The 13,467-nt window shown below is 66.3% G+C and carries 12 protein-coding genes; 5 read left to right on the forward strand and 7 right to left on the reverse strand.

Going from position 1 to position 13,467, the window contains the following annotated elements; translation table 11 throughout:
* Positions 1-113 precede the first annotated feature (113 nt).
* From M8A51_RS05555 to M8A51_RS05575, 5 genes are all read right to left on the reverse strand, one after another.
* Positions 114-737, reverse strand: coding sequence for a TetR/AcrR family transcriptional regulator (locus M8A51_RS05555; RefSeq protein ID WP_251777189.1), 624 nt, complete (start codon positions 735-737; stop codon positions 114-116).
* A gap of 301 nt (positions 738-1,038) precedes the next feature.
* Entirely contained in the window at positions 1,039-1,545 is a 507-nt protein-coding gene (locus tag M8A51_RS05560) for a BON domain-containing protein (protein WP_251777190.1), read from the reverse strand.
* The gene (locus M8A51_RS05565) at positions 1,542-3,203 is read right to left on the reverse strand and encodes an ABC transporter ATP-binding protein (protein ID WP_251777556.1); all 1,662 of its coding nucleotides are present in this window, start codon (positions 3,201-3,203) and stop codon (positions 1,542-1,544) included. Before M8A51_RS05565 ends, M8A51_RS05560 begins: the two co-directional genes overlap by 4 nt.
* A gap of 39 nt (positions 3,204-3,242) precedes the next feature.
* Positions 3,243-4,289: an ABC transporter permease gene (locus tag M8A51_RS05570; protein WP_407062207.1), complete on the reverse strand. Its 1,047-nt coding sequence runs from the start codon at positions 4,287-4,289 to the stop codon at positions 3,243-3,245.
* A 139-nt stretch (positions 4,290-4,428) separates the two neighbouring features.
* Entirely contained in the window at positions 4,429-5,367 is a 939-nt protein-coding gene (locus M8A51_RS05575) for an ABC transporter permease (RefSeq protein ID WP_251777191.1), read from the reverse strand.
* A gap of 173 nt (positions 5,368-5,540) precedes the next feature.
* Here M8A51_RS05575 and M8A51_RS05580 point away from each other — a divergent pair, with 173 nt between their 5' ends.
* Positions 5,541-7,361, forward strand: coding sequence for an ABC transporter substrate-binding protein (locus M8A51_RS05580; protein ID WP_251777192.1), 1,821 nt, complete (start codon positions 5,541-5,543; stop codon positions 7,359-7,361).
* Positions 7,362-7,382: 21 nt separating this feature from the next.
* On the opposite strand, the gene M8A51_RS05585 is transcribed toward M8A51_RS05580, so the two are convergent.
* Positions 7,383-8,087: a DUF4124 domain-containing protein gene (locus M8A51_RS05585; protein WP_251777193.1), complete on the reverse strand. Its 705-nt coding sequence runs from the start codon at positions 8,085-8,087 to the stop codon at positions 7,383-7,385.
* Positions 8,088-8,118: 31 nt separating this feature from the next.
* Positions 8,119-8,799, reverse strand: coding sequence for an orotate phosphoribosyltransferase (gene pyrE / locus M8A51_RS05590; protein ID WP_251777194.1), 681 nt, complete (start codon positions 8,797-8,799; stop codon positions 8,119-8,121).
* Between the two features lie 332 nt (positions 8,800-9,131).
* Here pyrE and M8A51_RS05595 point away from each other — a divergent pair, with 332 nt between their 5' ends.
* The 4 genes from M8A51_RS05595 to M8A51_RS05610 are packed head-to-tail and all read left to right on the forward strand — an operon-like array spanning position 9,132 to position 13,464.
* On the forward strand, positions 9,132-9,920 hold the full coding sequence (locus M8A51_RS05595) for an ABC transporter permease (protein ID WP_251777195.1): 789 nt from the start codon (positions 9,132-9,134) through the stop codon (positions 9,918-9,920).
* Positions 9,921-9,932: 12 nt separating this feature from the next.
* Positions 9,933-10,607 carry an ABC transporter ATP-binding protein gene (locus tag M8A51_RS05600; protein ID WP_251777196.1) on the forward strand — a complete coding sequence of 225 codons (675 nt, stop codon included), beginning with the start codon at positions 9,933-9,935 and terminating at the stop codon, positions 10,605-10,607.
* Positions 10,604-11,713 (forward strand): capsular biosynthesis protein, encoded by a 1,110-nt coding sequence (locus tag M8A51_RS05605; RefSeq protein ID WP_251777197.1) that lies wholly within the window; start codon positions 10,604-10,606, stop codon positions 11,711-11,713. The genes M8A51_RS05600 and M8A51_RS05605 overlap by 4 nt, the downstream gene beginning before the upstream one ends.
* Before the next feature lie 5 nt (positions 11,714-11,718).
* On the forward strand, positions 11,719-13,464 hold the full coding sequence (locus tag M8A51_RS05610) for a polysaccharide biosynthesis/export family protein (protein ID WP_251777198.1): 1,746 nt from the start codon (positions 11,719-11,721) through the stop codon (positions 13,462-13,464).
* Positions 13,465-13,467 lie beyond the last annotated feature (3 nt).

The following is a 13,467-nucleotide window of genomic DNA, read 5'->3' on the forward strand; positions in this document are numbered from 1 at the left end:
CGCCGAGCACGATCAAACCCAGAACGATCAACATGGTTCTCTCCTATTTCGCACGATCGTGCGAAGTTTGTCGACGAAGTGCACCTCGTGGGTGCCACACGGAAAACATGGCATCAGCTTTCAGAAGCGGGAGGCGCGGTCAAGTGGGCGGCCACCAGCCGCTCGTAAGCCTTCCAGGCGCGCTCGGCGGCGCGCGGGTCGCGCAGGAAACGCGCGTCGCGCATCAGCGCGATGAAGATGCCGTCGATCTCGAACACAAGCTGCTCGACGTCGGTGTCGGCGCGCAGATGGCCGGCGTCGATGGCCTGGATCACGGTGCGGCGCAGCGTCGCGCGCCAGCGCATCACGCCGTCGAGCAGCAGGTCGCGCAGCGGGCCCTCGCGGTCGTCGAACTCGAACGCGCCGGCGCAGTAGATGCAGCCGGTGCGCATCTCGACTTCCTGCACGCGCTTGAGCCAAAGGCGGGTGATCGCATTCAGCCGGGGCAGGCCGCGCGGCTCGCGCATCGCGGGCACGAACACGTCCTGCAGGAAGCGGCGGTCGTATTCCTCGATCACCGCGGCCTGCAGCGCTTCGCGCGAGCCGACGCGCGAGAACACGCCGCTCTTGGACATGCCCAGCCGCTTGGCCAGCTCGCCGATGGTCAGGCTTTCCAGGCCTTCGGCGGCTGCCATCAGCAACGCGGTATCGAGGATGGCCGCGCGCGTGAGTTCGCTGCGGCCGGTCTTGGCTTCCATGCAGGCAAATTTAGCACGATCGTGCGAAGTTTCAAGCGCCGTTCGTCGGGTTTGCGTCGGGCCCTCGCTCCAAGAGCGGTCGACCCACTGCCATCGTCCCGGGCCGCGGCAGACATTGTCTCGCATGGCGCGGTCGCCATGGCTGCCGCCAGGTATGTATCAGAAGCAAAAAAGGCGGTCACGCGGGCCGCCTCGGGCGTGACGGGGGGCGCGTCAGCGCATGCCGGTACACGATGACCGCGTGTTCGTCGTCGTGCCAAGCAGGACGTGGTCCTCGCTCGTGGGGCTGCATCAGCGCGTTCTATGGCGGCAGCTTCCCCGTCACCGGGTAGGGCGGCGGCGCTCGGGTGCCGGTGATGAGCAGAGGGAGCACTCGATCCACGTCTGCCACCCCCTGCATCGCCTGCTCGAGAGCGACCCCCTGCGCCGCGCTGGCGACACAACCTTCCAGGTAGATGAACCGACGCTGCACCGTGATCCACACCGAACTGCGATCAAAACGCGCGTCGGCACGCACGGCCTCCAGCGCTCGCTCGGCGATGCCGGCGTCATAGCGGTAGGCGTTCGGTTCGGCGCACTTCTTCTCCAGCCAGCAAGTGGTTCCTCGCTCGGCCCGCTGGTGTGCTTCCTGCCGCATGCCGGCCGCGTCATAGGCGGGGCCGCGCGGCACCGGGCATCCGGGCAGGCCTTGGGTGGCTTGCACGAAGGGGTCGCCGAAGGGGTTGAGCCGCCAGCCGGAGCCGGGTTCATCGGCGCCGTGGGCTGCAAGCGCTGCCAACAGCAGCCCAACGACGGTGGCGGCCTTCATGCCGCGCCCGTGTCGGCCCGCCGCGCCAGCCCGCCCGGCACGGCGGCCAGCAGGCGCCGGGTGTATTCCTCCCGGGGCGCGGCCAGCAGTTCCGCGGCTCCCGCCTGCTCCACCACCTGCCCGTCCTTCATCACCAGCACCTCGTCGGCCATGAAGCGCACCACCGCCAGGTCGTGGCTGATGAACAGATACGCCAGCCCCAACTCGTCCTGCAGGTCCTTCAGCAGGTTGAGCACCTGCGCCTGCACCGAAACGTCGAGCGCCGAGACCGCCTCGTCCAGCACCAGCACGTCGGGCTGCAAGGTCAGGCAGCGTGCGATGGCGATGCGCTGGCGCTGGCCGCCGGAAAACTCGTGCGGGTACTTGTGCATCGCCGAGGGGTCCAGGCCCACCTTCAACAGCAGCGCCTGTGCACGCGACTCGCGATCGGCCGCATCGCTGCCGATGCGGTGGATCTGCATCGGCTCCAGCAGCGTCTGACCGATCGTGAAGCGCGGGTTCAGCGAGGCGTACGGGTTCTGGAACACGATCTGCAGTCGCCGGCGCATCGGCTGCCATTGCGACTCGCTCAGCCCCAGCAAGTCGACCTCGCCCGCCGGGGTGTGGCAGCTGGCGGCACCCGATACCGGCCCGCTCGAAACCGAGTGCAGTCGCAACAGCGTCAGCCCCAGCGTGGTCTTGCCCGAGCCCGACTCGCCGACCACGCCCAGCGTGTGCCCGCGGCGCAGCTGAAAGCTCACGCCCTGCACGGCCTTGAACTCGCGGCGGCCGAACACACCGGCGCGCAGCCAGAAGCTCTTTGCGAGCGAGCGCACCTCCAGCACCACCGGCGCGTCCGGGTCCTTGGGTTTCGCCGGGGTCGTGTTGACGCGCTGGGCGATGTGGTCGTCGACGACCGCCAGGCGCGCCGGCGGCGATGCCAGGGCGGGCCGGCACGACAGCAGCGCCTGCGTGTACGTGTCCCGAGGCGCCGAGAAGATGCGCTGCACGGGCCCCTGCTCGCGCACCTCGCCCCGGCGCATCACCACCACCTCGTCGGCGATCTCGCCCACCACGCCGAGGTCGTGGCTGATGAACAGCATGCTCATGCGGTGCTGCGCCTTCAGCCGCGCCAGCAGCTCCAGGATCTGGCGCTGGATGGTCACGTCCAGTGCGGTCGTCGGCTCGTCGGCGATCAGCAGCTTGGGGCCGCAGGCCAGCGCCATCGCGATCATCACGCGCTGCTGCTGGCCGCCGGACAGCTCGTGCGGGTAGGCGTGCAGCCGGCGCTTGGGGTCGGGCAGGCCCACTTCGTCGAGCAGGTGCTCGGCCTGGGCCAAGGCCTCGCGGCGCGACCGACCCAGGTGCCGCACCAGCGGCTCGGCGATCTGCCGGCCCACCGTCAAGACCGGGTTCAGCGAGGTCATCGGTTCCTGGAACACGCACGCGATCTCGCGCCCGCGCAGTGCCTGCAACTCGGGCCGGGTGGCCTGCAACAGGTCGCGGCCCTCGAACAGCACGCGACCTTCGCGCTGCGCGTTCTCGGGCAGCAGGTTGACGATGGACATCGCCGTCACGCTCTTGCCGGAGCCCGACTCGCCCACCAGCGCCACGGTGCGGTGCTCGGGCACCTGCAGGCTCACGCCGCGCACGGCGTGCACCAGCGCCCCGCGCTCCATGCGGAACGACACGCGCAGGTCGTCGATCTCGAGCAACACCTACTCCAGCCCCCGCAGCTTCGGGTCCAGCGCATCGCGCAATGCGTCGGTCAACAGCGAAAACGCGGTGACGAACACCGCCATGAACGCCGTGGTGGTGGCCAGCTGCCACCAGTGGCCCAGCAGCATTTCGTTCTGCGCCTCGCTCAGCATCGTGCCCCAGGACACCTGGTCCACCCGCACCCCGAGCCCCAGGTAGGACAGGATCACCTCCGCCTTGATGAAGCCCACCACCAGCAGCGACAGCTGCACCAGCGCCACGTGGCTCACGTTCGGCAGGATGTGGCGGAACACGCGCGACAGGCGTCCCGCGCCGATGGCCTGTGCCGCCCGCACGTAGTCGCGCACCGCGTGCTTGATGAACTCGGCGCGCATCTGCCGGTACACGCCGGTCCAGCCGGTCAGCCCGAGGATCAGCACCACGGTGCCGACGCCGCGGCCGAACACGGCGGCGAACGCGAAGATCAGCAAGATGCCCGGAATCGACGTGAACACGTTGTAGACCCATTCGAGGAAGTCGCCGACCTTGCCGCCGAAGAACCCGCCCAGTGCACCGAGCACCGTGCCGATCGCGGTGGCCACCGCGGCGGCCAGCACGCCGACGAAGATCGAGATCTGCGCGCCCTTGATCGCCTTGGCCAGCACGTCGCGGCCGATGCGGTCGCCGCCGAGCGGCAGGGTGGCGGCGCGCTGGGGCTCGCTGCTCTCGATCCTGGACGCGCGCTCGGCCCACTCCTCGTAGCGCGGCGCCAGCGGGTCGACGTCCGACAGGTCGGCCGCCGGGCCCTGCGGCACCGGCACCGCCTGCCGGGGCTCGGCGGGCGCCGGCCCCATGAAGCCGGGCCGGGCGTAGGGCTCGCCCACCTCGGCCTGCCAGCCGCTGGCCACCAGCCCCACGGCGGCGAGCAGGATGAGCGCAAGGAAGGCCGCCACCACCGCCAGCGCCGCCATACCGACCCGGTCGCCGCGAAAGCGCCGCCAGGCCAGGGCCCATACGCTCTCGGCGGAGGCTGTCCCAAATGAAGCGGTCTGAGTGGCTGCGTTCACGGCAAACGACTCCGTGCCTGTCGTGTCGCCGCCTTGGGCATGACGCCGGCCCGGGCCAGCGGACGCCGCGGATCCGGCGTTGCCGGTCCGCTGGCGGCGCCCCCTGGAGGGAGAGCACCGAAGGCGCTGCGGGAGCGGATCATTTCAGGACCACCCTCGGGTCGACCAGCTTGTACAGCACGTCGGTCGCCAGGTTGATCAGCATCGTCAGCACCGCCAGGTAGATGGTCACGGCCTGGATCACCGGGTAGTCGCTGCGATTCACGGCGAGCAGCACCTCGCGCCCCAGGCCGGGGATGGAAAAGAACACCTCGATCAGGAACGAGCCCACGAACACGCCCGGCAGCCCGGCGCCGATGTGGGTGAGGATGGGGATCATCGCGTTGCGCAGCACGTGCCGCAGCAGGATGGTCCGCTCGCCCAGGCCCTTGGCGCGTGCCGTGCGCACGTAATCCTGGTCGATCTCGTCGAGAAAGAAGCTGCGGTACAGGCGCGTCTGCGGCGCCAGCGACACCACCACGGCCAGCAGCACCGGCAGCGGTGCATAGGTGCGCAGGTTGGTCCATGCCGAATCGGTCCAGCCCTGCACCGGAAACCAGCCCAGCTTGAAGCCGAACAGCCACTGCCCGACGATCACGTAGACGAGAAACGAGATCGACATCGCCACCGTCGTGACGATCATGATGGCGCGGTCGGTCAGGCTGCCCCGCACCGCGGCCACCGCCAGTGCCAGCGGCACGGCCAGCATCACCTCCAGGACCAGCAGCGGCAGCATGATGGTCAGCGTGGCCGGCAGCCGGCTGGCAAACAACGATGCCACCGACTCGTTGGTGGCCCAGCTGCGACCCCAGTCGAACGAAAGGATCTGCCGCACGAAGATCCACAGCTGCTCGAGCACCGGGCGGTCCAGCCCCAGCTGCTGACGGATCGCCGCGATCTGCTCCGGCGTCGCGGCCAGGCCGGCGAGGATCTCCGCCGGGTCGCCGCCGAAGCCCTTGAACAGGAAGAACACCAGCAATACCACGCCCGCCAGCGTCGGGATCATCTGCCAGAGGCGTCGCAGCAGGTAGGCAGCCATGGGCCGGGGGCGTCCTCGCGGTGTGCGTGGGGGGTGTGCGTGCGGGGCAGTCTAGTCGGCCTCTGCCCGCACGCCCTATTGGGGCAAGTGCCCCCTGCTGCAGCAACCCCTGTGCCGGAACCAAACGCCAGGCGTATGCTCGACTCAGCTTTGCTGCCCCGATGGAGAACCCGATGCTGGGACGCCGCCGCTTCGCCCTGCTGCTCACCGTGACGCTGTGGTGCGGCGCTGCGGCGGTGCCGGCACAAACCCCCGCGAGTGCCGAGCCCAAGGTGCTGAAGTACGCCTTCGCGGTCGCCGAAACCGGGTTCGACCCGGCGCAGATCTCCGACCTGTATTCGGCCATCATCGCGGCGCACATCTTCGAGGCACCGCTCACCTACGACTACCTCGCCCGCCCGGCCCGGCTGGTGCCGCAGACCGCCGCGGCGATGCCGGAGGTGTCGGCAGACTTCACCACCTTCACCGTCCGCATCAAGCCGGGCATCTACTTTGCCGACGACCCTGCCTTCAAGGGCCGCCGTCGCGAGCTGACCGCGCACGACTACGTCTACTCGATCAAGCGCCACTACGACCCGCGCTGGAAGAGCCCCACCCTCTACGTGTTGCAGAACGCCAAGATCGTCGGCATGGACGCGCTGCGCGAGCAGGTCACGAAGCACCACCGGCCGTTCCCCTACGACACCGAGGTGGCCGGCCTGCGGGCGCTCGACCGCTACACCTTCCGCATCAGGCTGGCCGAGCCCAGCCCGCGCTTCCAGTTCGTGCTGTCCGACGGCGCCACCCTGGGTGCCGTCGCGCGCGAAGTGGTCGAGGCCTACGGCGACGCCATCGTGGAGCACCCTGTCGGCACCGGGCCCTACCGGCTGACGCAGTGGCGGCGGTCGTCCCGCATGGTGCTGGAGCGCAACCCCGGCTTCCGCGTAGAAACGTTCAACGCCCAGCCCGCGCCCGACGACGCCGTCGGCCAGGAGATCGCGCAGCGGATGCAGGGCAAGCGGCTGCCGCTGATCGACCGCATCGAGGTGTCCGTCATCGAGCAATCCCAGCCGCGCTGGCTGGCCTTTCTGAACGGCGAGACCGACCTGGTCGGCGTGCCGCTCGAATTCGCCAACGTCGCCGTGCCCAACGGCGAGTTGGCGCCGCACCTGGCCAAGCGCGGCATCCGCATGGACCGCTCGCTCGGCTCCGACGTCACGCTCACCTACTTCCAGATGGAGCACCCGGTGGTGGGCGGCTACACGCCCGAGAAGGTGGCCCTGCGCCGCGCCATTGCGCTGGCCATCGACGTGGAGCAGGAGATCCGCCTGGTGCGGCGTGGCCAGGCCATCCCGGCCCAGTCGACCATCCCGCCGATGACCTTCGGCTACGACCCCGACTTCCGCAGCGAGATGAGCGAGCACAGCGTGCCCAAGGCGCGCGCGCTGCTCGACATGTACGGCTACGTCGACAAGAACGGCGACGGCTGGCGCGACCTGCCCGACGGCTCGCCGCTGGTGCTGGAAGTCATCAGCGGCCCTGATTCGCTGGCGCGCGAGTTCAACGAGCTGTGGAAGAAGAACATGGACGCCATCAACGTGCGCGTCAGCTTCCGCGTGACCAAGTGGCCCGAGCAACTGAAGCTGTCGCGCGCCGGCAAGCTGATGATGTGGGGCGTGGGTTTCAGCGCCACCGTGCCCGACGGCGACGACCTGCTGTCCATCGCGTACGGCCCCAACAAGGGTTCAGGCAACCACGCCCGCTTCGACCTGCCCGCCTTCAACGCCCTCTACGAGCAGCAGCACCGCATGGCCGACACGCCCGAGCGTTTCGAGTTGATGACCCGGGCCAAGAAGATGCTGGTCGCCTACATGCCCTACAAGGTGCACACGCATCGCATCGGCACGACGCTCGTGCACCCCTGGGTGGTCGGGTACCGGGCCCACCCGTTCGCGCGCGACTTCTGGCGCTACATCGACATCGACAACGCGCGGCGGGCGGTCGCGGTGGATTGACCCGCGGGCCGCCGCAGCCGGTCAGCGCACCCGGGTGCCACCGCCCGAGCGGCCACCGCCGGTCTCGTCCGCCTGCGGCGGCAGTGTGCCCGGCGACGCACCGCCCCACAGCCGGCGCAAGCGCTCCAGCTCCTGGTCGAAGATGTAGTTGATGCGCTGGATCTCGGCCTGCTGGTTCGCGATCAGCGTCTTGTGCGCGTCAACCGCCACGTCGACGAACTCGATCGACTGCTTCAGCTTGGCCGGCAAGGGTTTTCCCTTGTAAAACTCCGCCTCGTCGAGCAAGGGTCGACGTTCCTTCTCCAGCTCGGCGATACGCGCCTGCGAGTTGGTGACCGCGTTGCGCACGTCGTCCAGGGCCGCTTCACGGGCGCGGCGGTGCTCGGCCTCGGTGGGGTAGCGTGCCAACAGCATGCGGTCGCGCCGGATGGCGTCCTGCTGGGCCAGGCGCTCCTGCGCCTTGCGGCGCTCCCTGGCTTCGAGCTCGGCGCGCTCTTCGGCGGTCAGGCTGGGCGGCAGCACGCTGCGCGTGGAGCCGTCCTTGTTCATCACACGCTGCTCGCGGTCCAGGCATTCGATGATCGGCCGGTCGGACGTGAGCTTGCGGCCCTTTGCGTCGGTGCAGGTGTAGATGCCCTGCGCCGCGGCCGGCAGGCACAGCGCAGCGGCGGCCCCTGCCGTGCCCGCCAACTGCATCAGTTTCAGTGTCACCCCGGCCAGTCTCATCGGTCTGTTGTGTTCGCTTCCAGCGCTGCCGCTACACCCCATAACGGTCGCGGTATGCCGCCACGCTTGCGAAATGCGTGCCCAGCTGGGCGTCGGCGCTGGATTGCAGATACTGCAACAAGTCCGTCAGGGTGGCAATCGCGCAGACACGCAGGCCGAGCTGTCGCTCCACCCACTGGACCGCCGAATATGGCGCATCGTTGCCGTTTTCGGTCGCCTTTTCCTGTCGGTCCAGGGCAATGGCAACGCCGCACGGCGTGGCCCCGGCGGCCTGGATCATCGCGATCGACTCCCGCACCGAGGTGCCGGCCGAGATCACGTCGTCGATGATCAGCACCCTGCCTTGCACCGGTGCACCCACCAGCACCCCGCCCTCGCCGTGGTCCTTGGCTTCCTTGCGGTTGTAGGCGAACGGCACGTTGCGCCCCAGCCGCGCCAGCTCGATCGCCACCGCGGCCGCCAGCGTGATGCCCTTGTAGGCCGGGCCGAACAGCATGTCGAATTCGATGCCCGACTCCAGCAGCCGCCGCGCATAGAACTCGGCCAGCCGGCCCAACGTGGCACCGTCGTTGAACAGCCCGGCGTTGAAGAAGTACGGGCTCAGGCGGCCGGCCTTGGTCTTGAATTCGCCGAAGCGCAGGACGCCCGCTTCGACGGAGAAGCGGACGAAAGCCTCCGCCAGGGGGGACGAAGAAGGAAGCGTGCGGGCCATGGGGTAGGGAGAAATCATTCGAGAACGCCGAGGTGCGGGGGATTTTAGGGGCGTGAACCGCAGTGTCGGGCGAGCGGCGAAACACAGGGCATCTCGATGGTCATCGAGATCACCAAACCTCGCTCAATAGATTGAATCAATGGCCCGCGCTGGGTTGGCCAGGAAAAACCTCTCGGTAAACACTCGTTCGGGGGGGCATCCAGGCGGCACCGAAAATATAATCACAGGTTGCCCTGAAGGGCTTCGAAGCCGTCACCGCTGGCGCACCGCCTGACGAGACGGCTTGCTTTTTGGCTCCAAAGGCTCCCTCGTACTGAATGCCCGTCTCTCTCATGCCCAAGCGCACTCCCTGGCAGATCCAGCGGGCGGTGCTGTTTGCACTTTTCGTGCGCGAGTTGAAGACGCGCGTGGGAGGGCGATGGTTGGGTGGGTTCTGGCTGCTGTTCGAGCCCTTGGTCCACGTCGTGCTGCTGATGATGCTGGTGACGTTCCTGCGTCGCATCAGCGCTCCGGGTATCGACGTCCCGGTATTCCTGATCACGGGCCTGATGCCCTTTTTCATCTTCAAGGACTTGTCGGTGCGCCTGATGGACGCCATTGACTCGAATCGAGGGTTGTTCAACTACCGCCAGGTCAAGCCGATAGATGCCCTCGCAACGCGTGCCCTGCTTGAGGTGACCTTGCGCAGCCTGGTTTACTTGGTGGTCCTCGGGGTCCTCGGATGGCTAGGTTTTCATGTCATCCCCGTGCGGCCGCTCGAACTCATCGGCGTGAGCCTGGTGCTTGTGCTCCTGGGGGCTTCGTTGGGGCTTTTGTTCGCAGTCGGCACCGATGACTTTCCGAAGGCACGCGTCTTCATCCGAATGCTGTTCGGCATGCCTCTGTACTTAGGCTCGGGCGTGATTTTCTCAGTCCATCGGCTACCGCCTGACGCGCAGGCATGGCTGCTGTGGAACCCGGTGCTGCACCTGATCGAGTTGTCGCGCGCCTGCTTTTTTCCGTCGTACCGTACGCTGCAGGGGGTGTCACTCAGCTATCCGGCAGGACTGGCGGTGGTCTTCGGTTTTTTCGGCATGGCGTTGTACCGCGTGCGCCGGGACCGGTTGCTCACCGTGGCGTAGCGGGGCGCTCGCATGATCGCACTGCACGACGTCACCAAGTCGTATCCGACGCCGCATGGGCGTCGCTATATCTTCCGCGACCTCAACTTCAGATTTCCGGATGGCGTGAGCATCGGCCTGATCGGGCGTAACGGCGCCGGCAAGTCGACCTTGATGCGCCTGCTTGGAGGCATTGATGTGCCCGATCGCGGCGAAATTCGAAGCGACGTGAACATCTCCTGGCCCCTCGGCCTGGGAGGCGGATTCCAGAGCTCGCTGAGTGCGCGCGACAACTGCAAGTTTGTGTGTCGGATCTACGGCACCTCGCACGAGGACATGCTGGCAAAGGTGCGTTTCGTCGAGGAGTTCGCCGAACTCGGTGAGTACTTCGACATGCCGATGAAAACGTACTCATCCGGCATGAAGGCGCGCATTGGCTTCGGCCTCAGCATGGCATTTGATTTCGACTACTACCTGATCGACGAGGCCATGGCTGTCGGCGATGCGCAGTTCAAGCGCAAAAGCAAACAGGCCTTCAAGGAAAGAATGAGCAACTCCAAGATGATTCTGGTGTCCCACAGCATGAACGACATACGTGAATATTGCGACGTTGTCGTGCTGGTTGAGGGAGGGCAAGCGGTGCTGTACGAAGACGTCGAGGCCGGTATTGCCCAATACCAGGGGCAGATCAAGGCGGCTCGCTCATGATGAAGTTCATCTACTGGCTGACACCCAGGCGCCTCAAGATCGGAATGATCGCGCTCCCGATGATCTTCGCGGTGATTTATTACCCGATGATCGCGGCCGATCGGTTCGTGAGTTCCGTGACTCTGACCGTTCGGCAGGCAAGCCAAGACGCCTCTGCCAACATCCCGGGCATGGCGATGCTGCTGGGGGGAGTCAACCCGCCCTCCCGTGAAGACACGCTGTACTTGCAGCAGTATGTGCACTCTCTCGACATGCTCAAACGGCTCGATGCTCGCCTGAACCTGCGCGCGCACTACGAGTCCGAAAAGCTCGACCCGATCTACCGGCTGTACGGTGGTGCCAGCCAGGAGTGGTTTCTCCAGTATTACCGCGCACGGGTCGAGGTGTTGTTCGATGACCTGTCGTCGTTGCTCACCATACGCGTTCAAGGCTTCGAGCCGGAATATGCACAACAGGTTGCGCAGGCGATCATCGAGGAGAGCGAGAACTTCGTGAACGCCTTCTCGCATCGCATTGCACGCGAGCAGATGCGTTTCGCCGAGCAGGAGCTCCAGCACGCTGCCCAGAGGCTGCAAACCAGCAAGGCAGAGGTGCTGGCATTCCAAAACAAGCACAAGCTGCTTGACCCGACCGCCCAGGCCGAGGCCAGCGGCGCACTGGTGGCCGAACTGCAGTCGACCCTCGCGCGGCAAGAGGCGGAGCTGCGCAACTTGCGGAGCTTTCTTCAGGAAGACGCCTACCAGGTGCAGGCGCTGAAGGGGCAGGTCGCTGCGTTACGCGCGCAACTCGACGCCGAGCGCAAACGCAGCACCACTGGGAACAGCAGCGAGCGGCTCAACGAGCTTGCTGCAAAATTCCGTGATCTGATGCTGCAGGCGCGGTTCGCCGAAGACGCCTACAAGCTGGCGCTGTCTGCGGTCGAAAACGCCCGTATTGACGCGACCCGCAAGATCAAAAGCCTGGTTGTCATCGAGTCTCCGGCAAAGCCAGAGATTGCCGAGTACCCGCGGCGCGTCTACAACCTGATCACGCTCCTTATCGTGTGCTGCCTGCTGTATGGGGTTGCACGGCTTGTCGTCGCCACCATCCGCGACCACCAGGATTGACCGGCATGAAGTTCACCTCACTACTCCCTGGCGCAGGCCGGATGCTGATTCTCCTGTTGCTGTGTGCTCCTTTGCTCGCGCGAGCACAAGCCTTCGTGGACCCATTGAATACGAGTCCACGCGGGCTCACCGACACCACCTCGACCCCTCGGAAAGAGGAGCCGCGACCGCCAGCGACCGGCGCCTCGTACGGCTCAACCGAGCAGAAGCCGGTCCACAAGGCCGTCAACTCGTTGAGCCCTCTTCCGCCCGACCCTTCCAGTTCGGCGCAGCCAGTCATGTTCGGTTCGCAGATCTTTACCGGTCGGTTCGGTGCCGTGCCGTTCTCTGGTTTCAACCCCAATTACCAGGTCACCGTGGGTGACCAGATCAATGTCCGCATGTGGGGCGCATTCAACTTCGACGCTGCGCAGGCCGTTGACCCACAAGGCAACATCTTCATCCCGAACGTAGGGCCGGTTCAGGTGCAAGGCGTGCGCAATAGTGAACTGAACGCGCGGGTGGAGCAGCAGGTCAAGCGAGTGTTTCGCTCCAATGTCGGCGTGTACGCTGCGCTTGGCGCTGCTCAGCCGGTGAAGGTCTACGTCACGGGGTTCGTGAGGGCGCCTGGCCTGTACGGTGGGTTGTCCTCGGACTCGGTGCTCTACTACCTGGACCAAGCTGGAGGCATCGACCCGGCGCGCGGCAGCTACCTGGAAGTGGACGTGCTGCGGGATGGCAAGGTGCGTGCCAAGTTCAATCTGTATCGGTTTCTGCTTGACGGACAGATCGAGCACGTCCAGCTGCAAGACGGGGACACGGTGGTTGCGTACCCACGCAAATACACCGTGCAAGTGGGCGGCGAGGTGCTCAACCCCTACATCTTCGAACTGGGACAGGACAGCGTGCCGGCCACCGAAGTGCTGAACCTGGCGCGCCCGCGCGCCGGCGCCACGCACATGAGCATCGTGCGCAAGCTGGGGGCCGAGCAACGCAGCGAGTACCACCCTTTATCGGCCGCGAGTCAGGTCACGATACAGAACGGCGACGAACTGACGGTGACTTCCGATAAGTATCCCGGCACCATTCTCGTGCGCATCGAAGGAGCGCATCTGGGTGAGCGAACGCTGGTCATGCCCTACGGCGCACGCCTGCGAGATGCGTTGGCACGGTTGAAGCCACCACCCCAGGCGAACGTTGCCGGCGCGCAGTTGTTCCGCCAATCTGTGGCAATGCAGCAGAAGGAAATGCTGGAAGCTTCGCTGCGCAGCCTGGAAACATACGCTTTGACGGCCCGCAGCGCCACCAGCGAGGAGGCTGCGCTGCGCAGCCGTGAAGCCGAGCACATCCTCAAGTTCATTGAACGTGCTCGGACCATCCAGCCCAAAGGGCAAGTCATCCTCGCGAACCGACAAGACGCGCAAGAGACGCTGCTCGAGAACGGGGACACCATACACGTGCCCGAGCAGAGCAACCTCGTGCTCGTCAGTGGCGAGGTGCTGTTCCCGAACGCGCTCGTCTACGATGCTTCCGCCACGACGCAGGACTACATCGCCCGCGCCGGTGGCTACACGCAGGGTGCGGACGAAGCCAAAGTTGTGGTCCTGCACCAAGACGGCAGCGTGGCGGCCGACTCGGATGCTCGCCTCCAGCCGGGCGACCAGGTGATGGTATTGCCGAAGATCGAAGCCAAGAGCGTCGAGTTGACCCGTGGCATCACGCAGATCCTGTATCAGATTGCGGTGTCCGCCAAGGTGCTGCTGGGCCTGTGAGCC

The sequence above is a fragment of the Caldimonas mangrovi genome (assembly GCF_023721835.1).
GTDB classification, from domain to species: domain Bacteria; phylum Pseudomonadota; class Gammaproteobacteria; order Burkholderiales; family Burkholderiaceae_C; genus Caldimonas; species Caldimonas mangrovi.